This is a genomic window from Erythrobacter sp. CCH5-A1, from assembly GCF_001557115.1.
GTDB lineage: Bacteria > Pseudomonadota > Alphaproteobacteria > Sphingomonadales > Sphingomonadaceae > Erythrobacter.
In genome coordinates this window covers 43,715-67,175 of sequence record NZ_LSKQ01000232.1, presented here as the reverse complement: position 1 = coordinate 67,175, position 23,461 = coordinate 43,715, and the positions used below count along the sequence as shown (strand labels likewise).

The 23,461-nt window shown below is 69.3% G+C and carries 24 protein-coding genes and 1 tRNA gene; 13 read left to right on the top strand and 12 right to left on the bottom strand.

Going from position 1 to position 23,461, the window contains the following annotated elements; genetic code table 11:
* Window positions 1–57: 57 nt before the first annotated feature.
* Window positions 58–666, bottom strand: coding sequence for a GNAT family N-acetyltransferase (locus AX708_RS14745; protein WP_197425840.1), 609 nt, complete (start codon window positions 664–666; stop codon window positions 58–60).
* Window positions 667–737: 71 nt separating this feature from the next.
* On the opposite strand from AX708_RS14745, the gene AX708_RS14740 reads away from it, so the two are divergent.
* The 4 genes from AX708_RS14740 (at window position 738) to AX708_RS14725 (ending at window position 3,843) form a co-directional block, all read left to right on the top strand.
* Window positions 738–810: transfer RNA gene (locus tag AX708_RS14740), tRNA-Val, on the top strand.
* Window positions 811–841: 31 nt separating this feature from the next.
* Window positions 842–1,594, top strand: a complete 753-nt coding sequence (locus tag AX708_RS14735) for an SDR family oxidoreductase (protein ID WP_066525214.1) — start codon at window positions 842–844, stop codon at window positions 1,592–1,594.
* 44 nt (window positions 1,595–1,638) lie between these two features.
* Window positions 1,639–2,487 (top strand): archaetidylserine decarboxylase, encoded by an 849-nt coding sequence (gene asd, locus AX708_RS14730; RefSeq protein WP_066525217.1) that lies wholly within the window; start codon window positions 1,639–1,641, stop codon window positions 2,485–2,487.
* A 78-nt stretch (window positions 2,488–2,565) separates the two neighbouring features.
* Window positions 2,566–3,843: an NAD(P)/FAD-dependent oxidoreductase gene (locus AX708_RS14725; RefSeq protein WP_197425841.1), complete on the top strand. Its 1,278-nt coding sequence runs from the start codon at window positions 2,566–2,568 to the stop codon at window positions 3,841–3,843.
* Here the strand turns inward: AX708_RS14725 and AX708_RS14720 are convergent.
* On the bottom strand, window positions 3,783–4,226 hold the full coding sequence (locus AX708_RS14720) for a TlpA disulfide reductase family protein (RefSeq protein WP_197425842.1): 444 nt from the start codon (window positions 4,224–4,226) through the stop codon (window positions 3,783–3,785). The two genes, AX708_RS14725 and AX708_RS14720, sit on opposite strands and share 61 nt — an antisense overlap.
* 160 nt (window positions 4,227–4,386) lie before the next feature.
* Between AX708_RS14720 and argH the strand changes: the two genes are divergently transcribed.
* From argH to AX708_RS14700, 4 genes are read left to right on the top strand one after another with little or no spacing between them, the layout of a single operon-like run.
* Entirely contained in the window at window positions 4,387–5,766 is a 1,380-nt protein-coding gene (gene argH, locus AX708_RS14715; RefSeq protein WP_066525273.1) for an argininosuccinate lyase, read from the top strand.
* Complete coding sequence (locus AX708_RS14710; RefSeq protein ID WP_066525224.1) at window positions 5,763–6,002, top strand: hypothetical protein; 240 nt, start codon at window positions 5,763–5,765, stop codon at window positions 6,000–6,002. The genes argH and AX708_RS14710 overlap by 4 nt, the downstream gene beginning before the upstream one ends.
* 7 nt (window positions 6,003–6,009) lie before the next feature.
* Complete coding sequence (gene lysA, locus AX708_RS14705; RefSeq protein WP_066525230.1) at window positions 6,010–7,269, top strand: diaminopimelate decarboxylase; 1,260 nt, start codon at window positions 6,010–6,012, stop codon at window positions 7,267–7,269.
* Between the two features lie 7 nt (window positions 7,270–7,276).
* A complete protein-coding gene (locus tag AX708_RS14700) occupies window positions 7,277–8,098 on the top strand; it encodes a bifunctional precorrin-2 dehydrogenase/sirohydrochlorin ferrochelatase (protein WP_066525232.1) in 822 nt (273 codons plus the stop codon).
* Here AX708_RS14700 and AX708_RS14695 read toward each other — a convergent pair.
* The 4 genes from AX708_RS14695 to AX708_RS14680 all read right to left on the bottom strand — a co-directional run bounded on the left by AX708_RS14695 (window position 8,095) and on the right by AX708_RS14680 (window position 11,947).
* Window positions 8,095–9,147 (bottom strand): MarR family transcriptional regulator, encoded by a 1,053-nt coding sequence (locus AX708_RS14695; RefSeq protein ID WP_066525235.1) that lies wholly within the window; start codon window positions 9,145–9,147, stop codon window positions 8,095–8,097. The two genes, AX708_RS14700 and AX708_RS14695, sit on opposite strands and share 4 nt — an antisense overlap.
* A gap of 184 nt (window positions 9,148–9,331) precedes the next feature.
* Window positions 9,332–9,886 (bottom strand): murein L,D-transpeptidase family protein, encoded by a 555-nt coding sequence (locus AX708_RS14690; RefSeq protein WP_066525237.1) that lies wholly within the window; start codon window positions 9,884–9,886, stop codon window positions 9,332–9,334.
* A gap of 77 nt (window positions 9,887–9,963) precedes the next feature.
* On the bottom strand, window positions 9,964–10,647 hold the full coding sequence (locus AX708_RS14685; RefSeq protein ID WP_233999665.1) for a DJ-1/PfpI family protein: 684 nt from the start codon (window positions 10,645–10,647) through the stop codon (window positions 9,964–9,966).
* 10 nt (window positions 10,648–10,657) lie between these two features.
* On the bottom strand, window positions 10,658–11,947 hold the full coding sequence (locus tag AX708_RS14680; protein ID WP_066525246.1) for an adenylosuccinate synthase: 1,290 nt from the start codon (window positions 11,945–11,947) through the stop codon (window positions 10,658–10,660).
* Between the two features lie 338 nt (window positions 11,948–12,285).
* Here AX708_RS14680 and AX708_RS14675 point away from each other — a divergent pair, with 338 nt between their 5' ends.
* Window positions 12,286–13,344, top strand: coding sequence for an alpha/beta hydrolase (locus AX708_RS14675; RefSeq protein ID WP_066525248.1), 1,059 nt, complete (start codon window positions 12,286–12,288; stop codon window positions 13,342–13,344).
* Window positions 13,345–13,505: 161 nt separating this feature from the next.
* Here AX708_RS14675 and AX708_RS14670 read toward each other — a convergent pair whose 3' ends face one another.
* The 4 genes from AX708_RS14670 to AX708_RS14655 all read right to left on the bottom strand — a co-directional run bounded on the left by AX708_RS14670 (window position 13,506) and on the right by AX708_RS14655 (window position 18,242).
* Entirely contained in the window at window positions 13,506–14,102 is a 597-nt protein-coding gene (locus AX708_RS14670; RefSeq protein WP_066525251.1) for a hypothetical protein, read from the bottom strand.
* Between the two features lie 22 nt (window positions 14,103–14,124).
* The gene (locus AX708_RS14665; protein ID WP_066525253.1) at window positions 14,125–15,240 is read right to left on the bottom strand and encodes an ATP phosphoribosyltransferase regulatory subunit; all 1,116 of its coding nucleotides are present in this window, start codon (window positions 15,238–15,240) and stop codon (window positions 14,125–14,127) included.
* A gap of 120 nt (window positions 15,241–15,360) precedes the next feature.
* Window positions 15,361–16,947, bottom strand: a complete 1,587-nt coding sequence (gene serA / locus AX708_RS14660) for a phosphoglycerate dehydrogenase (RefSeq protein WP_066525255.1) — start codon at window positions 16,945–16,947, stop codon at window positions 15,361–15,363.
* Window positions 16,948–17,063: 116 nt separating this feature from the next.
* Window positions 17,064–18,242, bottom strand: a complete 1,179-nt coding sequence (locus tag AX708_RS14655; protein ID WP_066525258.1) for a phosphoserine transaminase — start codon at window positions 18,240–18,242, stop codon at window positions 17,064–17,066.
* Between the two features lie 153 nt (window positions 18,243–18,395).
* Between AX708_RS14655 and AX708_RS14650 the strand changes: the two genes are divergently transcribed.
* Window positions 18,396–19,571: a glycosyltransferase family 1 protein gene (locus tag AX708_RS14650; RefSeq protein ID WP_066525261.1), complete on the top strand. Its 1,176-nt coding sequence runs from the start codon at window positions 18,396–18,398 to the stop codon at window positions 19,569–19,571.
* 1 nt (window position 19,572) lies between these two features.
* On the opposite strand, the gene AX708_RS14645 is transcribed toward AX708_RS14650, so the two are convergent.
* A complete protein-coding gene (locus AX708_RS14645) occupies window positions 19,573–20,007 on the bottom strand; it encodes a hypothetical protein (RefSeq protein ID WP_197425843.1) in 435 nt (144 codons plus the stop codon).
* An 87-nt stretch (window positions 20,008–20,094) separates the two neighbouring features.
* On the bottom strand, window positions 20,095–20,766 hold the full coding sequence (locus AX708_RS14640; RefSeq protein WP_066525264.1) for a PadR family transcriptional regulator: 672 nt from the start codon (window positions 20,764–20,766) through the stop codon (window positions 20,095–20,097).
* A gap of 119 nt (window positions 20,767–20,885) precedes the next feature.
* Here AX708_RS14640 and AX708_RS14635 point away from each other — a divergent pair, with 119 nt between their 5' ends.
* The 3 genes from AX708_RS14635 to AX708_RS14625 are packed head-to-tail and all read left to right on the top strand — an operon-like array spanning window position 20,886 to window position 23,439.
* A complete protein-coding gene (locus AX708_RS14635; RefSeq protein WP_066525266.1) occupies window positions 20,886–22,202 on the top strand; it encodes a replication-associated recombination protein A in 1,317 nt (438 codons plus the stop codon).
* Complete coding sequence (locus AX708_RS14630; RefSeq protein WP_066525268.1) at window positions 22,199–22,555, top strand: hypothetical protein; 357 nt, start codon at window positions 22,199–22,201, stop codon at window positions 22,553–22,555. The genes AX708_RS14635 and AX708_RS14630 overlap by 4 nt, the downstream gene beginning before the upstream one ends.
* Window positions 22,552–23,439 (top strand): hypothetical protein, encoded by an 888-nt coding sequence (locus AX708_RS14625; protein WP_082747235.1) that lies wholly within the window; start codon window positions 22,552–22,554, stop codon window positions 23,437–23,439. Before AX708_RS14630 ends, AX708_RS14625 begins: the two co-directional genes overlap by 4 nt.
* Window positions 23,440–23,461 lie beyond the last annotated feature (22 nt).

Sequence of the window (23,461 nt, the reverse complement as noted above, 5' to 3'; positions counted from 1 at the left end):
TCGTGCCGCCGGTGCCAAGGACGAGGATGCAGGGAGGCTTGGTCATATTCTGCGTCCCTAGCCCCGGCACGCGCCCTCGCCTAGCGGCTCATTCCCGAACTGCGCGAAGACGGCGGCCAGCCCCGGCACGTCGGGCTCGGCGCGCAGGGCGGCGAGCGCGTCCTCGATGTCGATCGCCATCTCGGTCACCCCGCCCTCGTGCCCCACGCCCTTAGCCCCCAAGGACCGCGCCAGCGCCAGCGCCGGGCGGTTCTCTGGGAGAACGTGGACGGTGAAATGCTCGTACCCCTCGCGCGCGCAATCGAGCAGCAGCACCGCGGTCAAGAGCCGCGCCAGCCCGCGCCCGTGATAGGCATCGATCACCGCGACCGAGAACTCGGCCGCTTCGGGATCGTCCTTGTCGCGGAAGGCATGGACCACGCCCAGCGCGGGCGTCTCGGCAAGGTCGCTCCGCAGAGCGCCCCAGGCGAGGTGGTTGTGCCCATCCGCGCTCGCCAGCGCGCGCAGCACCTGCGGCGGGGCCTCGCGCATCCCGGAGAAGAACCGCAGGTAGCGCGACTGCGGCGAAAGCTGTGCGATTCCCTCCTTGAGCCGCGCCTCGTCCGCGCGGTTCACGCGTCGGATGCACACCGGGGTGCCATCATTGAGATGGGTGTGAATGGTCATGGCCCCGCCACTCTACCAGCTTGACCGCGCCGCCGACACGGCTAAACCGCGCCCCGGCCCACGGTGCCGTGGGGCGGTTAGCTCAGTTGGTAGAGCATCTCGTTTACACCGAGAGGGTCGGCGGTTCGAGCCCGTCACCGCCCACGGCGCGCCATGATTGCGGGAGAACTCACGAATGGACCTCGGGCTCGAAGGCAAGACCGCGCTGGTATTGGGTGCGAGCAAGGGGCTGGGCCGCGCGATTGCCGAGGCGCTGGCGGCGGAGGGCGCGGGGGTGATGACCGTGGCGCGCTCGGGCACGGGGCTACCGGGACGGCTCCACATCCACGCCGATCTCGACGATCCGGCCGCGCCGCAAGCAATCATCGACCGGGTGCGCGCCGGGGGTGCCTCGCCCGATATTCTGGTGCTGAACGCAGGCGGCCCGCCGATGGGGGGTGCTGCGACCACCACGCCCGCCGACTTCGCCGCCGTGCTCCCGCGGATGTTCAACGCCCAGCTCGCGCTGGCGCAGGAGTTCCTGCCCGACATGCGCTCGCGCGGGTTCGGGCGCATTCTGGCGGTCGCCTCGACCAGCCTTGTCACGCCGATTGCGGGGCTGGTGCTTTCCAACGCCGTGCGCGCGATGCTGGCCTCGTGGTGCAAGACGCTGGCGAACGAGGTCGCAGCGGACGGGGTGACGGTGAACCTGCTGCTCCCCGGCCAGATCGCGACCGACCGCCTCGCCAGCCTTCACGCCGGGATGGCGGCCGCGCAAGGGATGGAGGCGGAACAGGTCACTGCCCGTTCGGTCTCGGCGATCCCCGCCAGGCGGCTCGGGCGGCCGGAGGAGTTCGGCGACATCGCCGCCTTCCTCGCTAGCCCACGGGCGGGCTTCATCACGGGCAGCGCGATCAAGGTCGACGGCGGGCAGACGCCGACGCTCTAACCCCCGTGCTTGCGCCCGCGCGCCTGTGCTCCTAGCGCGGCCCCATGTCCGACCTGTTCATCGCGCTCCAGCACCTCGTTCCGCAACACGCCCTCTCGCGTCTCGCCGGGAGCATCGCCGCCAGCGAGACGCCGTGGCTGCGCGACACGCTGATCCGGCGCTTCGTGGCGGCCTACGGCGTCAACCTCGCCGAAGCCGCGCGCGGGATCGGGGAGTTTGCAAGCTTCAACGACTTCTTCACCCGCGAGTTGAAGCCCGGTGCAAGGCCGCTCGCCGATGCTTCGAAGTTCATCCTCTCCCCCGCCGACGGCGCGGTGAGCCAGCTAGGCCCGGTGAGCGGCGGGCGGATCATCCAGGCCAAGGGGCGCGATTACAGCGTGGCGGAAATCCTCGGCTGCACCGCAGAGGAAGCTGCGCGGTTCGAGGGCGGGAGCTTCATCACCATCTACCTCAGCCCCAAGGACTACCACCGCGTCCACATGCCCGCGGCCGGCACCTTGGTGCAGACGACCTACATCCCGGGCGACCTTTTCTCGGTCAACACCGCCACCGCCGCCGGGGTCGACCGACTGTTCGCCCGCAACGAGCGCCTGTCGTGCCGCTTCGACGGGCCGGACGGGCATTTCGCCAGCATCATGGTTGGCGCGATGATCGTCGCCGGGATCGACACCGTGTGGCCCAACCAGTTCCGCACCCATGCAAGGGCGCCGGTCCACGAGGACTTCGCGCGGCAGGGCAGGATTTTCGCGGCGGGGGACGAAATGGGGCGGTTCTACCTCGGCTCGACCGTCGTCCTGCTATTCGAACCCGGGCGCGTGGCATGGCGCGCGGACCTCAAGCCCGGCGATCCGCTGCGCATGGGCGAGACCATCGCCACTCGCCTCTCCGCCTGAGCGCACATCCTTTGCACTAAATTCACTGGTCGCGCGCTAGCCCCGCGATAACAGGGATTTGCGCGCAGGCCGCGCGGCATGGGGCACTTTATGGAGCCGCTCAGGATCGCCATTATCGGCTGCGGGCCGGCAGGGCTGGCCGCCGCGCTGCTGCTGGCGCGGCAGAGGCACGCGGCGCACATCTTCGACCGCTTCGTCTCGCCCGGCCCGGTCGGATCGGGGCTGATGATCCAGCCGAGCGGTATGGCGGTGCTGGCGGCGCTGGGCCTGGCCGAGGAAGTCGTCCGCCGGGGCGCGAGGGTCGATGCGCTTCAGGGCATCGAGGAGCATGGCCGCTGCGTGCTCGACGCGCCCTATGCCGCGCTGGGGGTGGCGGGCGCCTTCGGCCTCGGCATCCACCGTGCGAGCCTGTTCGACGTGCTGTTCGAGGCCGCCGCGCGCCAGCCGGGGGTCAGCATTCACGCCGATCACGCGGTCACGGGGAGCACCTGCGATGCGCAAGGCCGTCGCCTGCTGTTCGAGGGCCGCGCGCCTTCTGCCCCCTTCGACCTCGTGATCGACGCAAGCGGTTGGCGCACCGGCTTCGACCCTGCGCCCAAAAACGTCCTTCCCTTCGGCGCCTTGTGGGCGAGCCTGCCGCTCCAACCGGGCGATCCCTTCGCGGGCAACCTGCTCGAACAACGCTACCGCCGTGCCGGGCAGATGGCGGGCGTGCTGCCCATCGGGAGCCGCGCGGGCGGCGCGGGGCCGGAGGTGGCGTTCTTCTGGTCCTTGAAGGCCGAGGATCACACGGCATGGCTCGCCACCCCGCTCGATGAGTGGAAGGGCGAGGTGCTGCGCCTCTGGCCCGACCTCGAGGGCCTGCTCGCCCGGATCGAGACCCGCGAGCAGCTCACCTTCGCGCGCTACGCCCACCGCACCCACCCCGCCCCTGTGGGCGAGCGCATCATCGCCATCGGCGACGCATGGCACTCGGCAAGCCCGCAGCTCGGCCAAGGCGCGAACATGGCGCTGCTCGACGCATGGAGCCTGTCGCGCGGCCTCGCCGAAGGGCGCACGCTGGCGGAAAAACTGCGGCTCGCCGCCGGGTGGCGCAGCGATCATGTGTGGCTTTATCAGTGGGTGACGAAGCTGTTCACCCCGCTCTACCAGTCGGATTCGCGAGTCCTGCCGGGGGTGCGCGACCGCGTGCTCGCCCCGCTCTCCCGCCGCTGGCCTGCCAAGGGCATCCAGGCCCAGTTGATGAGCGGGCTGTTCGGCTTCCCGCTCGCCCCGCTCGGCCTTGCGCTCCCCGATTACGAGAGCTTGAGCGCGTCCCTCACCAGTTTCGCGGCATCCGGCGAGCCCCAGTCATAGCCCCCCGCCACTCGCAGCACCTCCTTGCCCCCGGCATCGAACAGGATCGTCAGCGGCAGCATGCCTTCAGGGGTGAATTGCGCCGAAAGCGCGGTGTCGGGATCGAGCCACGGTTCCAACCGCTTCAGACCGCTGCGCGCGAAGAACGGCGTCACCACTTCGGCGCCGCGAATGTCCTGGCTGACGGTGATGACCCTGACCTCGCCCTCAAGCTCTCCGGCCAGCGCATCGAGCTGCGGCATTTCCTTGACGCAAGGCGCGCACCATGTGGCCCACAAGTTGAGCAGCACCGGCCCGTCCGTGGCCCCCAGGTCGAGCACCTTGCCCGCCGGGTCCCGGAATTGCAGATCGGGCAGCGGCGTCCCGGCAAACTGGCGGGTCATCAGGCCTATGGTAGTCCCCGGCGCTGCGCCCGCTTCAACCGGTTGCGCCGGGGCCTCGGGAGCCCTATCGCATCCCGCCAGCATGAGGAGCGATACGGCAAGAATGAGCGGCGAACGGGACATAATCGGCTCCGGTAGCGGGGGCACTGCGACCAACGCCATGTGGGGCGGTCGCTTCGCTGACGGCCCTAGCGCGATCATGCGCGAAATCAACGCCTCCATCCCCTTCGACAAGGCACTGTGGCGGCAGGACATCGCCGCGAGCAAGGCGCATGTGGCGATGCTCGGCGCGGCGGGGATCGTCGCTGCCGATGACGCGCTTGTGATCGCCGCCGGCCTCGATCGGGTCGCCGCCGAATACGAGGCCGAGGGCGTCCCCGAGGACTGGGACCGCGAGGACATCCACATGACCACCGAAGCCCGGCTCGCCGAGCTGATCGGGCCGGTCGCGGGGAGGCTCCACACCGCGCGGAGCCGCAACGATCAGGTCGCGACCGATTTCCGCCTGTGGGTACGCGATGCCTTCGGCCAGATGGACGCGGGGCTGGCCGCCTTGCAGCACGCGCTCGTCAACCGCGCAGGCGAGCATGCGGGCGACATCATGCCCGGCTTCACTCACCTGCAAACCGCGCAGCCGGTGACCCTCGGCCACCATCTGATGGCCTATTACGAGATGTTCCGGCGGGATCGCGCCCGCATCGCCGATGCGGCCGGGCGCATGAACGAGTGCCCGCTCGGCAGCGCCGCGCTGGCAGGCACCGGCTTTCCCATCGACCGCGAGGCCACCGCGCGCGCTCTCGGGTTCGACCGCCCCACCGCCAATTCGCTCGATGCCGTCTCAGACCGCGATTTCGCGCTCGATTTCCTGTGGTCCTGCTCGGCCACCGCGCTGCACCTCTCGCGCCTCGCCGAAGAGCTGATCCTGTGGGCGAGCCAGCCCTTTGGCTTCATCCGCCTGCCCGACAGCCTCTCGACCGGCAGCTCGATCATGCCGCAGAAGAAGAACCCCGACGCCGCCGAACTGGTGCGCGGCCACTCGGGCCGGGTGATCGGCGCGCTGACCAGTCTGATGATCACCATGAAGGGGCTCCCCCTCGCCTATTCCAAGGACATGCAGGACGACAAGCCGCCGGTGTTCGAGGCCGCCTCGCTGATGGCGCTCTCCATCGCCGCGATGACCGGCATGATCGCGGGCGCCACCTTCAACACCGCCCGGATGCGCGCGGCGGCCGAACTGGGCTATGCCACCGCGACCGACCTTGCCGACTGGCTCGTCCGGCAGGCGGGTATCCCGTTCCGAGAGGCGCACCACATCACCGGCGCTGCGGTGAAGCTGGCGGAATCGCGCGGCATCGCGCTCGACCAGCTTTCGATCGACGACCTCAAGGCGATCGATGCGCGGATCGACGAAAGCGTCTATGCCGCGCTCTCGGTCGATGCCTCGGTCGCGGCGCGCGCCTCCTACGGGGGAACCGCGCCCGATCAGGTGCGTATGCAGGTCGCCGCCGCGCGGGCCGCACTGGGTATGGAGAACGAATGATGCGGATTGTCGCCATCGTCGGCCTCGCGCTGGCGCTCGCCGGATGCGGCACTGTCGCGCCGCTCACCCCCGCCGAGGGCGCCAAGGCGCCTGACGCACCCTATGGCGCCACCGCCACGCCGTCCGCCGAAGAGCTGCTGCGCCGCGAGGCGCTCGCCGCGCCCGAACGCTCGGTCGAACTGCGCCGTCGCTCGGAAGAGCGTCAGGACGACCCCTTCGACCTGCCCCCCGAATAGAGACACGATGGACCACTTTGCCCTGAAGGACGGCGTGATGCACGCCGAGGACGTGCCGCTGCCGCTGATCGCCGAGGCCGTCGGCACCCCCGTCTATGTCTATTCGCGCGCCACGCTGGAGCGCCACGCCCGGGTGTTCCGCGAGGCCCTGGACGGCGTGCCCGACAAGCTGATCGCCTTTGCGGTCAAGTCCAACCCCAACCTTGCCGTGCTGCGCGTGCTGCAGCAGCAGGGCATGGGCGCGGACGTGGTCTCGGTCGGCGAGATGCGCCGCGCGCTGGCGGCAGGGATCGCGCCGGAGATGATCGTCTTCTCTGGCGTGGGCAAGACCGCGGCCGAGATGGCCGCCGCGCTCGATGCCAGGATCGGCCAGTTCAATATCGAGAGCGAGGAGGAGGGAGTCGAGCTCGCCGAAATCGCCGCCGCGCGGGGGCTGACCGCGCAGTGCACCCTGCGCATCAACCCCGATGTCGATGCGGGCACCCACGACAAGATCTCGACCGGCAAGGCCGACAACAAGTTCGGCGTGCCGATCAGCGAGGCGGGGCAGATTTTCGGCAAGCTGGCGGGCCTGCCGGGGGTGAACCTGCGCGGGGTGGCGGTGCATATCGGCAGCCAGCTCGCCGACCTTGCGCCTTTGGAAGCGGCCTTTCTCAAGCTCGGCGAGCTGATGCGGGCGCTGCGCGGGGCGGGGCATGATGTGACGCATGTCGACCTCGGCGGTGGCCTCGGCGTGCCCTACCGCGTCGGCGAGGTGCTCCCCGCGCCGGCCGAATATGGCGCGATGGTCGCGCGCGTCACGAAGGACTGGGGCGTCAAGCTGATCTTCGAGCCCGGCCGCGTGATCGCAGGCAATGCCGGCGTGCTGCTGACCCGCGTGGTGCGGGTGAAGCGCGGGATCAAGGACCCCTTCGTGATCGTCGATGCGGCCATGAACGATCTGGCGCGGCCTGCCTTGTATGGTGCCTATCACCACTTCGAGGCGGTCGAGCCGCGCGGCGCGCGGATGACCGCCAACATCGTCGGCCCGATCTGCGAGACCGGCGATACCTTTGCGATGGGGCGCGAATGCGACGCTTTGGAAGCAGGCGACCTCGCCGTGTTCCGCACCGCGGGGGCTTACGGCGCGACCATGGCCTCGTCCTACAATTCGCGCGGGTTCGTGGCCGAGGCGCTGGTCGACGGCGACCGCTTCGCCGTGGTTGCCGACCGGATCGAGGCGGGCGCGATCATGGATGCCGAGCGCGTGCCGGAATGGCTCGCCTGACCGGCTGATGGGGCAGATCGCCAGCCTGCCGCTGTTCCACCAGATCGCCGGACAAGCGGTGCTGGTGCTGGGCGATGGCCCCGCGGCCGAGCCCAAGCGGCGGCTGGTCGAGCGCGCGGGCGGCGTCATCGTCGAGGACTTCGCGCGGGCGGTGGACGAAGGCGTGCGGCTCGCCTTTATCGCCTATGAGGACGCGCAGGCCTGCGAGGTCGCGGCGATCAATGCGCGCTGTGCGGGGATGCTGGTCAATGTCGTTGACCGGCCCGAGCTGTGCGATTTCACCACGCCGAGCATTCTCGATCGCGATCCGCTGCTGGTGGCGATCGGTACCGGCGGGGCCTCTGCGGGGCTGGCGAAGCACGTGCGGCTGCGGCTGGAGCGGGTGTTGCCCGCGACCTTGGGCATTCTGGCCCGCGCGCTCGCGGCGGCGCGGCCGGTGCTGCGCGCTCGGTTGCCCGAAGGGGCCGAACGGCGGCGGGCGGTGGATGCGGCGATGTCCGAAGGAGGCCCGCTCGATCCGCTCGATCCGGCATCGCACGAGCGGGTGGCAGCATGGGCCGCCGGGTCGCTGAGCACCGAGGCGGGCGCGCTTGTCGACATTACCCTTTCAAGCGCCGAGCCCGAGGACCTGACCCTGAGGCAGGCACGGCTGCTGGGCGAGGCGGACCTGCTGCTGCTCGACGGCGCGGTGCCGCCCGCGATCCTGGCCCGCGCCCGCGCCGACGCGGCGCGGCGGGAGCTGGCGGTGGGCGGGGCGGATGAAGCGGAGGTCGCGCGCGGCCTGACCGTGATCCTGCGATGGCGGCCCGGAGCCCCGGGCGCCGTCTAGGCCGCCTGCACCACCGGCAACCTGAGGCTGGCGAAATAGCCCGACATCGCGGCAATCGCCTTGTCGCTCAGGGCGATGAAGGCGCGGCGCCTGTCGGCCGGATCGGGGATGCGCTCGAAGATCCCGCTTTCGACCATCTGCGTCAGCCAGCGCAGCGCGGTCGTCGCCGGGACGCCCGCCGCGATGCACAGCGAGGTGACCGAAACCTGTGCGCCTTCGACATGCGCGGCGGTCAGATCGAGCAGCATGTCCCACGCCGGATCGCCGAACAGTTCGGGATCGAAGAAACGGTTGCGGGCGTGGCGGTTGGCGATGATCTGCCGCACCACCTGCGGATCGGGGAGCGGCGGCTCTGCGAGCGGATGTCCTGCGAGCGGGGACCCTGCGGCAGCGGCGGGTGCGGCGCCGAAGGCCGGGAAAGCCGAAGGTTCGGGAACCGCATAGTCCCGCTTGAACTCGCCCAGCGCATTCGGCCCCGAGGGAGTCGGGGCAGCGGGCGCCTGACCCAGCCGGTCGAGCGAATGGGCGATCGCCTCGACCTGCTGCGACAGGCGTAGCAGCGCGACGCGGTCCTCCTCGCCCATTTCACGAAGGCGCGCCGCCCCCGCCTCGCCCATAACGCGGCCGACCGCGATCACGCGTTCGGCACGGCTGGGGCTGACGAGGATCTGGGGATTGGACTGGTCGAGCACCGCGAAGACATCGTCCAGTCCTTCGAGATTGGTCGCGACGATCAGCTTCGCCCCCGAACGCGCCACCCGCATATCAAGCCGCGCGAGGCCCGCCAGCATCATCGCATCGATCCCGCGGCTGCCGGTCACGGCGCAATCGACCACCACCACATCGCCCAAAAGCGCGATCGGCCCTTCGAGCAGCACGCGCAAAGACCCCCCGTCGATCGTCCGGAACCCCGCCCCGCCAAGGTCGGCGGCGATCTGGCGGCGCAGGCCTTCCTCCGCCCCGAAGATCGCGACGCGCGCGGGCAGCCCTGCACCGTCATCGGTGAAATCGTAGGCGAAATCCTCTTGGGTGGCGGTGTTGGTCAGCATCGACTCGACTCCAACAATGTTGGAACGAGAATAGAACAAAACGCGATCAGGTCAAGTAAATCTGCGTGTTGGTTGCAGACGCCCGCCCCGCCTCCCCGCCCCGCCACCATATCATGGTGCACCATTGGTGGCCGGGCGGGGAGGCGGGGCGGACGGTATGCGCGCGGCTTGCCGCGCCACAAAATCAAGGCCTGATCTCGATCACCGTGCCGTCCGGCACGATCCGCCACAACTCCTCGATCTCGGCGTTGGAGAGCGCGATGCAGCCGTCGGTCCAGTCGCCCGGGACGCGGCCGAAGGGCAGCGAGTTGGGCTGGCCATGGAGAAAGATGTCGCCTCCCGGCGACCTCCCCTGCGCGGCCGCATAGGCGCGGTCTTCGGCGTTGGGGTAGGAGACCTTGAGGCTCAGGTGATAGGCGCTGGCCGGATTGCGCCCCTCGATCACGTAACGGCCCTCGGGTGTGCGCTCGTCACCTTCAAAACGCTTGTGGCCCTGCGGCGCATCGCCGAACTGCAAAGCCCGCCACGCCCTGACCGGCTCACCGCCCGCATAGGCGACCATCAGCCGTTCGGACTTGTCGACGATGAGATAATCGACATGCGTGAAGCGCCGCTCGGGGATGATCCGCGCCGCCTCGCGCGCAAGCGGCGATTGCGAGGAGGGCCCGCGCGCCTCGTCCGCCGGCGGCGCGGCGCAGGCGGCGACAAGCAGCAGCGGGAGAAGCGCGAGACGGGTCACGCCCGCAGGATTACCCTGCCCGACCCCGCCGGATCAATCCGCATCTCTCCAGTCCGACCCGGACCGGGACAGCCGGCCTACCCGCCGAAACCCAGCCGCGCCGCCGCTGCCAAGAGCTCCGCCTCGCGCCCCGGCGCACGCTTGGCGGTAGCGGCGGCGTAGCGTGCAACCAGTTCGGGCCCGGCCTTTTCGGGCGAGCCTGCGTCGAAGGGCGGTGCGGGGTCATATTCGAGCCCGAGCTGCACCGCCTTGGCGTATTCCTCGCCTGCAACCGCGGCCATCAGCACCAGCGCGAAATCGATCCCGGCGGTCACCCCGCCGCCGGTCACGCGGTTGCGGTCGACCACGGTGCGCGCGTGGACCGGCTCGGCCCCGAACAGCGCGAGGTGGTGGTGCCACGCCCAATGGGTGGTCGCCTTGTAACCCTTCAGCAAGCCCGCCGCGCCGAGGATCAGCGCGCCGGTGCACACGCTGGTGACCCAGGTGGCGGTGCTCCCCGCGCGGGCCAGCCACGCCATCGCCGCATCGTCGTTCATCACGTCCGCGACCCCGATCCCGCCCGGCACGCAGACGATGTCGGGCGCGGGCACCTCGGCGTAGGTCGCGGTCGGCAGAATCGCAAAGCCCGCATCGGTCGGCAGCGGATCGCGGCTCCCCGCAACATAGTGCACACTCGCCCCCGGCAGGCGCGAGAGGAACTGCGCGGGGCCGGTCATGTCGAGCTGGGTCATTCCGGCGAAGGGAAGAAAGGCAACCTGCACCGGCCGTCTCCTAGTCGACGAAGGGATCGCGCATCAGGATCGTATCGTCCCGCTCCGGCGAGGTCGAGACCAGCGCGACGGGGCATTCGATCAGTTCCTGGATGCGCTGGATGTACTTGATCGCATTGGCCGGGAGATCGGCATAGGAGCGCGCGCCCGCCGTGCTCTCGTGCCAGCCGGGCATTTCCTCATAGATCGGCTCGCACCCGGCCTGGTCGGCGGCATGGCTGGGGAGGTAGTCGTAGACCTTCCCGCGCAGGCGATAGCCGGTGCAGATGCGGACCTTCTCCAGCCCGTCGAGCACGTCGATCTTGGTGAGCGCGATGCCGGTGACGCCGCTGATCGCGCAGGACTGGCGCACCAGCACGGCATCGAACCAGCCGACGCGGCGCTTGCGCCCGGTGACAGTGCCGAACTCATGCCCCCGCTCGCCGAGGCGCTGGCCGATCTCGTCCTCGAGCTCGGTCGGGAAGGGCCCCGAGCCGACGCGGGTGGTGTAGGCCTTGACGATCCCGAGCACGAAGCCGGTCGAATTGGGGCCGAGGCCGCTGCCGCTCGCCGCCGTTCCGCTGACCGTGTTGGAGCTGGTGACAAAGGGATAGGTGCCGTGATCGACATCGAGCAGCACGCCCTGCGCGCCCTCGAACAGGATCTTCGCGCCCGCACGGCGGACCTTCTTGAGGCGCTTCCACACCGGCTGGGCAAACCTCAGCACGAAGGGGGCGATTTCGCGCAGTTCTTCCAGCAGCGCGGCGCGGTCGACCGGGGGCTGGCCGAAGCCCGCGCGCAGCGCATCGTGGTGCGCGCAGAGGCGATCGAGCTGCGGCTCCAATGTGTCGAGATGCGCCAGATCGCACACCCGGATCGCCCGCCTGCCGACCTTGTCCTCGTAGGCCGGGCCGATCCCGCGCCCCGTCGTCCCGATCTTGCCCTTGCCCGCCGCCGTCTCGCGCAGGGCGTCAAGATCGCGGTGGAGCGGCAGGATCAGCGGGCAGTTGTCGGCGATGGCGAGGTTGTCGTCGGTGATCGACACCCCCTGCCCCTCGACCTTCGCCACCTCGTCGCGCAGCGCCCAGGGATCGAGCACCACGCCATTGCCGATCACCGACAGGGTGCCCGAGACGATGCCCGAAGGCAGCAGCGAGAGCTTGTAGGTCTTGCCGTCGATCACCAGCGTGTGGCCGGCATTGTGCCCGCCCTGAAAGCGGACCACGGCATCGGCGCGGCTGGCGAGCCAGTCGACGATCTTGCCCTTGCCCTCATCGCCCCACTGGGCGCCGATCACGGTGACGTTGGCCATTGCTATCCTTCGATGCGGGGAAAACCGCGCGGGGCCTAGGCGGTTGAAGCGGGAGAGGCAAGCGGGGCGGGGCTTTCCTATTCCGCTTTCCTACACGGGCCCTGCACGGCAAGCTGCCTGTCATGCCCGCTCTTTGCTCCCCTGCCCCTGTCTTGCGCGCGTCCAGCGATGGTCTGGGGATCGGCCTCCGCCGGGGGCCAAGAATTTGCATTTATACAGTGTCTCATGTGTCTCCAACTTCAGCCTTGCGCAGCGCAGACTGAACCGCGAACCGCGCGAAGGGTTCGGCGAGGCGCTGCGTTGGGAGGTGAGAATCGCCACCCTCAAGGACCCTGCCGATGAACACCTCCGCCAAACTCGTCCTCGCCGCCGGAGCGCTCGCCGCGCTCGCCACCCCGATCCTCGCCCAGCAGCGGGGTGGCGGAGACCGCTTGCCGCGCGAATGCCGCGCCGAGATCGTCAGGCTGTGCGGCACCGACCGTGCGCAGATCCGCACCTGCCTGCTGGAGAAGGCGAGCCAGCTCTCCGAGGGGTGCCGCAGCGAGTTGCGCGCGCGGATCGAGCAGCGCGCCGGGCAGCGCGGGGGCCGTGGTGCGGGCGGCGAGGCGGCCAAGGCACCGCCGCCGCAGACGCTTTACTACGGCAAGGACAGCCTCCAGGGCATCGACCTGTGGGTGCCCGAGGGCGCGAAGAACGCCCCGCTGGTGCTGTTCGTCCACGGCGGCGGCTGGAAGCGCGGCAGCAAGAACAACGCGATGGGCCGCGCGATGCCTGCGCACATGCTCGAACAGGGCTATGCCTTCGCCTCGATCGACTACCGGCTTGTGCCCAGGAACACGGTCGAGGAGCAGGCGGGCGACGTCGCCGCCGCCCTCGCCTATGTGCTGAAGCGCGCGGGCAGCCTCGGGATCGACCGCAGCCGCGTGGTGCTGACCGGGCACTCGGCGGGCGCGCATCTGGTGGCGCTGGTGGGAACCGACGAGCGTTACCTCAAGAAGGTCGGCCTCAGCTTCGCCGACATCGACGGGGTGATGCCCAATGACGGCGCGGCCTATGACGTGGCGAGCCAGTTCACCATGGCCGGGCCGAAGATGAAGGCAACCTACGAACAGGCCTTCGGCACCGATCCGGCGCGGCAGGCGGCGCTCTCCCCGATGCGGCAGGCCGCCGCGCCCAATGCGCCCGCCTTCCTGCTGCTCCACGTCCAGCGCCGCGACGCAGTCGACCAGTCGAAGCGCCTCGCCGAGGCGCTGAAGGCGGGCGGCACCGCGGTCGAGGTTGCGGGCTTCCCCGGCGAGGGCCTGCGCGGCCACATGGAGATCAACCGCAAGCTCGGCCAGCCCGACTACCCGGCGACCCCGGTGATGGACGCGTGGCTGCGGAAGGTGCTGGGGTGAGGCCTGGCGCGCCCTTGTCCCCCTCCCGCCTGCGGGAGGGGCTAGGGGTGGGGCGCGGCCCGCAGGGCCGCGCTCGGACAAGAGGCGCGGTGGGGCGCGGCCCGGAGGGTCGCGCTTGGACAAAAGACGCGGTGGGGCGTGGCCCGACGGGCCGCGCTCTCTCAGTCCCCGTTCGGGTCCTTGTTGCACGATGCCTTGGAGAAGCGCACCCACTCCACGGCAACGCCCTCGGGATCGGTGCGGTCCGGTGCCCCTCCGGTGGTCACGACGGTGAGGCAGCGGTCCTCGCGCCGGAAGGTCATGTCGCAATAGCCGACGCCCGTGCCCGAGCAGTTGCCGATCTCGGGGAAGTCGGAACAGGCGGCCTCGCCCGCCCCTCCGCCTATGCACGGCCCTTCGAGCGGCGACCAGCCGAGGCTGAGGATCACCGCGCGCGCATCGGAGTAGGTCATGTCCTCGAGCCGCAGCCCCTTGGAGTCGCCATCGGGGAAGAGGTTGCCATTGTAGCTCTCGGCCATGCGGCAGGCCTCGGCATCGCCCTTGTCACATTGGTCATAGTAGCAGACCTTGGCGTTGTCGTAGCCGCCGTAGTCGTCTCCCCCGCAGTCGACCCGCACGGCGGCAGAGGAGGGCGCGGGCACGGGCGTCGGAGCCGGTGCCACAGCGACCGTCTCGGTGGGCGGCGCATCGGGGGCGCGTTCGTCGGCGCCGGAGCAGGCCGCCAGAAGCAGGGCAAGGAGGATGGCGCCGAACCGCATGGCTCATCCTACCACAGCAAAATCAGAGCGCTACCGGGTCATCCCCCGCAAGCACATAGCCGCAGCCCAGCGCCGCAGGGTCCTCGCCCTCGGCAAGCTGGGCGATGGTGCGCCAGCCTTCGAACCGCAGCGCCGCCGCCGCGGCGCGGTCGTGGCCGAGGGGGAGGTAGCAGCAGCGCACCGCCTCGGGCTGCGGGACGATGTCGGCGAGGCGATCGAGGTAGAGCGTGAAGCCGGTCGCGGGCTCCTCGCTGCCGGCGATGCGGTAGGTCCCGCCCCGCCCGGCCGCGCGGCGCAGGCCCTCGGCATAGACGGTGAAGCCGAACCACGACTGGTACTCGAAGCCGTGGCGCTCGGTCGGGTCGAGGGTGATGGTGGCGGCGTCGCCCACCGCGGCGGCGATCGCCTCGAGCCCGTCGAGCCGGGACTTGAGCGCCCCGCCCGCGTCGACCGTGCGAAGCGCAGCGAGCGCGCTCTCGAGGGGCCCGGTGGCGTAGAGCAGCGGCAGGTAGGCAGCACCCCCCGCGGCCTTGAGCCCGCCTGCGTCCTTGGTGTCGAGCTCGCGGCGGACAGCCTCGATCTGGTCGCCCGCCAACGGGAACGCCTTGGCGGCGAGGGTGTCGACAAGGTCGGGGAGCGTGAAGTCGACCGCGATGCCGGTAAGCCCCGCCGCCTTCAGCGCTTCGACCGCGAGCATCACCACCTCGCCCGCGGCCGCCACGCTGTCGGCGCCGATCAGCTCGGCCCCGAGCTGCAGGCGCTCGCGCGCGGGATCGAGCTGGCTTGCCTTGATGAGAACCGTGTCGCCGCAATAGGCGAGCCGCAGTGGGCGTGGGACCGAGGCAAGGCTGGTCGCGGCGATGCGGCCGACCTGCGGGGTGATGTCGGAGCGCAGCGCCAGGGTGCGCAAGCTGGCGGGATCGACGAAGCGGAACATGGCGCTCGTCTCGCCCACCGTGACCCCCGCCATGCGCCCGGCCAGCGATGCCTCGAACTCGAGCAGCGGCGGGCGCACGCGGTCATAGCCGTGCGCGCCCAGCACATCGAGACAGGCGCGCATCGCGGCAGTGATCCGCGCGGCCTCTGCGGGCAGGCGGTCCTCGAGGCCTTCGGGGAGGAGGTCGTTGGGCTTGGTCATGTTGCAATGCCCCTACCCAAATCGTCATCCCGGCGAAAGCCGGGATCGCTGGCGATGGGCTTGGAGCCGAGCGTCGAGCGGTCCCGGATCAAGTCCGGGATGACGGAGTTGGGCAGAAGATCAGAACGACAAGGCCTTGACCAGCTTCACGCCTTCGAGCTTCTCGGCCTCGGCCACGACGTCGGCGGGCAGCGCCTCGTCAAGGCTGAGGAGCAGCACCGCTTCCCCGCCTGCCTCGCGGCGGCCGAGGTTGAAGGTGCCGATGTTGATGCCCCGCGCCCCCAGCAGCGTCCCGATGCGGCCGATGAAGCCCGGCTTGTCGTCGTTGACGATGTAGAGCATGTGGCCCGACAGCTCGGCCTCGATCCCGATGCCGAAGATCTCGACGAGACGCGGCGCCTCGGTGCCGAACAGCGTGCCGGCGACCGAACGCGGGCCCTGCGCGGTCTCGACCGTCACGCGCACCAGCGTGTTGAACGCCCCGTCGCGGTCATGCCGGATCTCGCTCACATCAAGGCCCCGCTCCTTGGCGAGGAACGGCGCGTTGACCATGTTCACCGTGTCCGAATAGCGGCGCATGAAGCCCGCGAGCACCGCAGCGGTGATCGGCTTGCCGTTGAGTTCGGCCGCCGCGCCCTCGCGCTCGATCCCGATCTGGGTGAGGTTGCCGTGAGCGAGCTGGCCCACGAGGCTGCCGAGCTTCTCGGCCAATGCCATGTAGGGCTTCAGCTTCGGGGCTTCCTCGGCGGAGAGCGAGGGCACGTTGAGCGCATTGGTGACGCCGCCGTTGACGAGGTAGTCGGCCATTTGCTCGGCGACCTGCAGCGCGACATTGACCTGCGCTTCGGTCGTGCTTGCGCCCAAGTGCGGGGTGCAGATGAAGTTGGGTACGCCGAACAGCGGGTGGTCGGCGGCGGGCGGCTCTGTCTCGAACACGTCGAGCGCGGCGCCTGCGACCTGACCGCTCTCGAGGCACTCCTTCAGCGCCGCCTCGTCGATCAACCCGCCGCGCGCGCAGTTGATGATGCGGATGCCCTTCTTGGCATTCTCGAGCCGCTCGCGGCTGAGGATGTTGCGGGTCTCGTCCGTGAGCGGCGTGTGCAGCGTGACGAAGTCTGCGCGCGACAGCAGCGTGTCGAGATCGACCTTTTCGATGCCGAGTTCGATCGCGCGGTCCTCGGTCAGGAAGGGATCATAGGCGATCACCTTCATGCGCAAGCCGAGCGCGCGGCTGGCGACGATCGAGCCGATGTTCCCTGCGCCGATCAGGCCGAGGGTCTTGCCGGTGACCTCGACGCCCATGAACCCGCTCTTGGGCCACTTGCCGGCCTGGGTCTGGGCATTGGCTTCGGGAAGCTGGCGGGCAAGCGCGAACATCAGCGCGATGGCGTGTTCGGCGGTGGTGATCGAGTTGCCGAAGGGGGTGTTCATCACCACCACGCCCTTGCCGCTGGCGTAGGGGATATCGACGTTGTCGACCCCGATCCCGGCGCGGCCGATGACCTTCAGATTGGTCGCGGCATCGAGGATCGCCTTGGTCACCTTGGTCGAGGAACGGATCGCGAGGCCGTCATATTCGCCGATGCGGGCGGCGAGCTGTTCGGGCGTCTCGCCGGTGATCACGTCGACATCGCAGCCGCGCTCTTCGAAAATGCGCGCGGCGTTGGGGTCCATCTTGTCGGAAATGAGAACTTTGGGCTTGGTCATGGGAAATACCTTCCACTCGTCATCCCGGGCTTGACCCGGGATCGCGCGCAAAACGCGCTGGGTAATAGGGGAGAGCGGCCCCGGATCAGGTCCGGGGCGACGCGAATTGCAAGGCCTCAGCCGTTCTTGACCTTCTCGTAGGCCCACTCGATCCACGGCAGCAGGCGCTTGATGTCCTCCTGCTCGACGGTCGAGCCGCACCAGATGCGCAAGGAAGGCGGCGCGTCGCGGTAGCCGTTGAAGTCATAGCCGACGGCCCGTTCTTCGAGCAGCTTGACGATCTTCTTGGGCACGGCGGCGCGGTCTTCTGCCGAGAGGCTTTCGTACCAGTCGCCCTGGAAGACCATGCACACGCCGGTGTTGGTCTGGAGCGCGGGGTCAGTGGCCATGTTGCGCAGCCACGGGGTGACCTCGATCCAGTCCTTGACGATCTGCGCATTCGCATCGGCGCGCGCGATCAGCGCCTTGCGGCCGCCGATGGACTTCGCCCATTCGAGCGAGGCGATGTAATCCTCGGTCGCCAGCATCGACGGGGTGTTGATCGTCTCGCCCTCGAAGATGCCGCGGTTGAGCTTGTCGCCCTTCTTCATGCGGAACAGCTTGGGCAGCGGCCAGGCGGGGTTGTAGCTTTCGATCCGCTCGACCGCCTTGGGGCTGAGGATCAGCATCCCGTGCTGCGCTTCCGAGCCCAAAACCTTCTGCCACGAATAGGTGGTGGCATCGAGCTTGGCCCAGTCCATCTCCATCGCGAAGATCGCGCTGGTGGCGTCATTGATGGTCACGCCCTCGCGCCCAGCTTCGAGCCAGTCGGTATTGGGGATCTTGGCGCCCGAGGTCGTGCCGTTCCAGGTGAACACCACGTCGTTCCTCTGCGGGATGGTGGTGAGATCGGGGATCTCGCCATAGTCGGCGGTCAGCACCTGGAGATTGGGCAGCTTGAGCTGCTTGACCGCGTCCTGGATCCAGACATTGCCGAAACTCTCCCACGCCGCGACCGTCACCGGGCGCGCGGGATCGAGCATCGACCACATGGCGGCCTCGATAGCGCCGGTGTCCGAGGCGGGCATGATTCCGATCAGGTAATCGTCGGGGATGCCGAGCAGTTCGCGCGACAGGTCGAGCGCATACTTCAGCCGCGCCTTGCCGAGGCTCGAGCGGTGCGAGCGGCCAAGCGATTCGGTCTTGAGTTTGTCCAGCGACCAGCCGGGGAATTTCGCCGTGGGGCCCGAGGAAAAGAAGGGGCGCTCAGGCTTCAGCGAAGGCTCATGCGCGAGCCCGCGAACGTAGTCAGTCATGTATTCTCTCCTTGCAGAGAGCACGCGCGGCGTTGGGACCGCGTGGCCCGGGGGCGGCTTTAGTGGCGGCGCGTGACAAGTCAATGAAGAAAGGCCCGGGGGCTGAACCTAGCCCTCGCAATATCCGCCAGCCTCGCCTAATGGGGCCGCGCCATGGATATCTCGAACCTGCGCATTGCCCTGTTCAGCGGCAACTACAACTACACCCGCGACGGGGCCAACCAGGCCCTCAACCGGCTCGTCGGCTCGCTGCTCGAAAAGGGTGCGAAGGTGCGGGTCTATTCGCCCAAGGTCGCCAATCCCGATTTCGCGCCGACCGGCGATCTGGTCGGCGTGCCCAATGTGCCGATGCCGGTGAAAGGCCGCGGCGAGTATCGCGTGCCCACGCATCTCGGCGCGGCGGTGAAGCGCGATCTGGAGGCGTTCAATCCCGATATCGTCCACCTCTCCTCGCCCGATCCTGCCGCCCACGGTGCGCTGCGCTGGGCGCGCGCGCGCGGCCTGCCGGTGCTCGCCAGCGTTCACACCCGCTTCGAGACCTATCCGCGCTATTACAACATGGCCTTCCTCGAGCCGGCGATCATCAAGGGCCTGAAGCGCTTCTACAACCGCTGCGACGCGCTGGTGGCGCCCTCGCAATCGATGATCGACGAGCTGCTGGCGATGGGGATGCACACCCGCATCGGGCTGTGGAGCCGGGGCGTCGACCGCACGATCTTCTCCAGCGCCCGGCGCGATCCCGAATGGCGCCGCTCGCTGGGCCTTGCGGATAACGACGTCGCGATCGTCTTCCTCGGGCGGCTGGTGATGGAGAAAGGCCTCGATGTCTTTGCCGAAACCGTCCAGCATCTGCGCTCCGCCGACGCACCGCACAAGGTGCTGGTGATCGGCGACGGCCCGGCGCGCGGGTGGTTCGAGGCGAACCTGCCCGGCGGGATCTTCGCCGGCTTCAAGACGGGTGAGGCGCTCGGTCAGGCGCTCGCGAGCGGCGATGTGTTCTTCAACCCCAGCGTCACCGAAACCTTCGGCAACGTCACCTTGGAAGCGATGGCGAGTGGCCTTCCGGTGGTCGCCGCCGGGGCGACCGGCAGCGCGAGCCTCGTCGCGGATGGGGTGACCGGGCGGCTGGTCGCGCCCTCGGGCGACAAGCACACCGACGCGGCCGCCTTCGCCGCCGCCCTCGCGCCCTATTGCAGCGACCCGGCGCTGCGGGCCGCGCACGGCTCGGCCGGCGAAACGCGCGCCTGCGACTATTCGTGGGACGCGATCAACGCCGTGGTTGCCGAGACCTACGTCCAGCTGGTCGAGGAACGGCGCAAGGGTCGCTGAATTACCGCAGCACGCCCTTCGCGGCCATCGTCCGGGCGTAGACCAGCAGGAACAGCGTCACCACCCAGATCGCGACGTCGAGCACGGGAGCCTGCATCGCGGCAGGAACGTCGAGGATCACGTAATTCCCCAGCGTCGTGCCGATCAGGCCGACCAGCGCAACGGCCATCGCCGAGGCCGCCCACTTCGAACGCGCCAGCAGCAGTACCGATCCGGCAAAGGCTCCCCACACGCCCAGCGCCCAGAAGGCGCTGATCCACGCCGGATAGGCGTTCATGAAGGCGATCTGTTCGCCATTGAGCCCCATCTGCTCAAGCATTCCGAGCTTGGTGGTCAGATAGCTGATGATCCCTACTGCGTTGAACAGCAGCGTCACCACGCCGATCACCCACAGGTGCCACGGCGTGGCTGCGCGGCTTGCGGTCAAATCCGTCATGGGCTTTCCCTCCCCCATCCGACGCGACCCGGACAGGGGAGAGGATATGCCCTTATTGCACGCGCTGCAACAGCGCATGCCGTAACGTCAGAGGCGCTCGATGCGCTTGGCCATCTCGTCGATCATGTCGACGATTTCGTTGATGGTGCGCTCGTCGAGCTTGCCCGCCCGCGCGCGGTTCTTGAGCACGCTCCCGAGGTTGCCCATCGCGCGGAACAGATCGTGCGAGCGGACCGTGGTGGTGCGCTCCCCGTGCCGGCCGAGGCGGTGAAGCAGCGCCTTGACCTCGTCCTGGCGGTCTTCGAGTTCGGCAAGGCCCTGCGCGGTGGCGGTGAAGGGCTTCTTCGCGCCTTCGGCCTCGGCCTCCGCGATGGCGCCTTCATCCTCGAGCAGCTGGAGCGTCGGATAGACCGCGCCGGGGCTAGGGGCGTAGCCGCCGCCGGTCATCTCCTCGATCGCCTTGATCAGTTCGTAGCCGTGCGAGGGGTTCTCGGCGATCAGCGCCAGCAGCGCGAGGCGCAGTTCGCCCTGGCCGAACATCCGCCCGCGGCGGCCGCGCCGGCCGCGCTCTTCACCCTCGCCCTCGCCGCGTTCGGCCGCGTCCTCGCCGCCGAACGGGCCATCCTCGCGCCAGCGCGCGCGGGCCCTGAAGCCGGGGCCGGCGAAGTTCATGTTTCCGGCGTTCTGCATCGCCATCATCGCCATTGTCTCGGCGAATTTCTCCCAGCCGCCGCCGCGGCCATACCGGTTCCAGGTCATGTGCATTCCTCCTCGGATATATCTGCGATACGCCTAAGATATATCGCAGACCTATCTTTGCAAGATGTCGCACCGGCAGCGGTTTCCTTTTCCGCCGACCGGCCTATCACGTCCGACCAATGGCTGACCTGTTCGGACAAGACGCTCCCGAGGACCCGCGCAGCGATGCGCCCGCTGCCGACGCGCCGCTCGCCGACCGGCTGCGGCCGCAGACCCTCGCCGAGGTGGTAGGGCAGGAACACCTCACCGGCCCCGAGGGCGCGATCGGGCGGATGGTGGCGGCAGGCCGCCTGTCGAGCATGATTCTGTGGGGGCCGCCGGGCACGGGCAAGACGAGCATCGCCCGCTTGCTCGCCGATGCCGTGGGGATGCGCTATGCCGCGATCAGCGCGGTGTTCTCGGGCGTCTCCGACTTGAAGCAAGCCTTCGCCGAGGCCGAGAAGATGGCCAAGGCCGGCCGCAAGACCCTGCTCTTCGTGGACGAGATCCACCGCTTCAACCGCGCCCAGCAGGACGGCTTCCTGCCCTTTGTCGAGCGCGGGGTGGTGACGCTGGTGGGCGCAACCACCGAAAACCCGAGCTTTGCCTTGAACGCGGCGCTTCTGAGCCGCGCGCAGGTGCTGGTGCTGAACCGGCTGGATGAGGCCGCGCTGGCGGCGTTGCTGGAGAAGGCCGAGGCTTTGGAAGGTCCCCTCCCACTCACCCCCGAGGCGCGCTCCGCGCTGATCGCGCAGGCCGATGGCGACGGGCGCTTTCTGCTGGGTCAGGCGGAGACGCTATATGCAGCAGGGCTTGAGGGGGCCCTCGACCCTGCGGGTCTCGGGCAATTCCTCCAGCGCCGGGTCGCGGTCTACGACAAGGACCGCGACGGGCATTACAACCTCATCTCCGCGCTGCACAAATCGGTGCGCGGGAGCGATCCGCAGGCGGCGCTCTACTGGCTGGCGCGGATGCTGGTGGCAGGCGAGGAGCCGCTGTTCCTCGCCCGGCGGCTGGTGCGCATGGCGGTGGAGGATATCGGCATGGCCGACCCGCAAGCGCTCCCCCAATGCATGGCGGCAATGGAGGCCTACCGCTTCCTCGGCAGCCCCGAGGGCGAGCTCGCGCTGGTGCAGGCCTGCCTCTACCTCGCCACCGCGCCCAAATCGAACGCGGCCTATCTCGCGCAGAAAGCGGCATGGAAGGCGGCGAAGGACACCGGCAGCCTGATGCCGCCGATGAACATCGTCAACCCGGCGACCGGGCTGATGGAAAGCCTCGGCTACGGCAAGGGCTACACCTATGATCACGATACGCCCGAGGGCTTTTCGGGCGACAATTACTGGCCCGAGGAAATGGAGCGGCAGGAGTTCTACACCCCGGTGGAACGCGGGTTCGAGCGCGAGGTGAGGAAGCGGCTCGACTATTGGGACAAGCTGCGGAGGGAACGGGGATGAGCGGAGCGCTGGACAGCTGGGAAGCCGCGCGCGATTTTGCGCTGAGCCTGCCGGGGACCGAACTTGCCAGGAGCTACGGGAAGCCGGCGGTGAAGGTGGCGGCAAACGGCCGCGCGATCCTCGGCACGGGGCGCGAGACGGGCACCTCCTTCGTGCTCCACATCGATATCGCCACCGCCGAGATGCTGATGGCGACGGGCCCCGAGACCTTCTGGCAGACAGCGCACTACGAAGGCCACGGCGCGGTGCTGGTGCGCTTCGACAGCCCTGAACCCCAGCGGGTGCGCGACACGATCCGGGCCGCGCACGAACAGGCGGCGGCAATGAAGCCGGTGGCGGGGCGCAAGCGGTGATCGGCCGCTTCGCGCAATTCCTCGCGGTTGACTGGTCGGGCGCGAAAGGTCCGCGCCAGAAGGGGATCGCCGTCGCGCTCGCCAGCGCGGAAGGAGGCCCCCCGGCCCTGCTCGCCCCGCCCGATCCGCGCGGCTGGGCGAGAGCCGAGGTGCTGGCGCTGCTCGCGGGGCTGAAGGTGCCGACGCTCGTCGGGCTCGATCTCGGGATCTCGCTGCCCCATGCCGATGCGGGCGCCTTCTTCCCCGGGTGGGACGCCTCGCCGCCCGATGCGAAGGGATTGTGGGCGCTGATCGATGCCCTCTGCGCCGCCGACCCGCACCTCGAGGCGGGCGGCTTCCTTGCCCATCCCGAGGCCGCGCGCTATTTCCGGCATGGCGCGGGGGCGACGGGGGACCGCTTCCTCCTCCCCGGCGCGGCCACCCGCGAGGGCCGATTCCGCATCGCCGAGCACGCCCAGCGCGCGCAAGGGGTCAGGCCGGTGAGCAATTTCAACCTCGTGGGCGCAGCGCAAGTCGGCAAGTCGAGCCTGACGGGGATGCGAATGCTCCACCGCTTGCGGGGGCGCGTGCCGGTGTGGCCGGTCGATCCCCTGCCGGACGAGGGCTCGGTCATCACCGAGATCTACACCTCTATGGCCGCCCGCCTCGGCGGGATGAGGGGCACGGCGACCAAGCTGCGCAGCTTCGAAGGCTTGAACGATGCCCTCGGCGCGCTCGGCTCGCCCCCGGTGAGCGGCGCGGGGAGCATCGACGACCATTCCGCCGACGCCCTCCTGACCGCCGCCTGGCTGCGCCGGGTGCACACGACGCGCGGCCTGTGGCACCCCGGCGGCCTGACCCCGGAGGTGGCCCGCACCGAAGGGTGGACTTTCGGCGCGGTCTAGGATTATGGGCGAGGCACGGGAA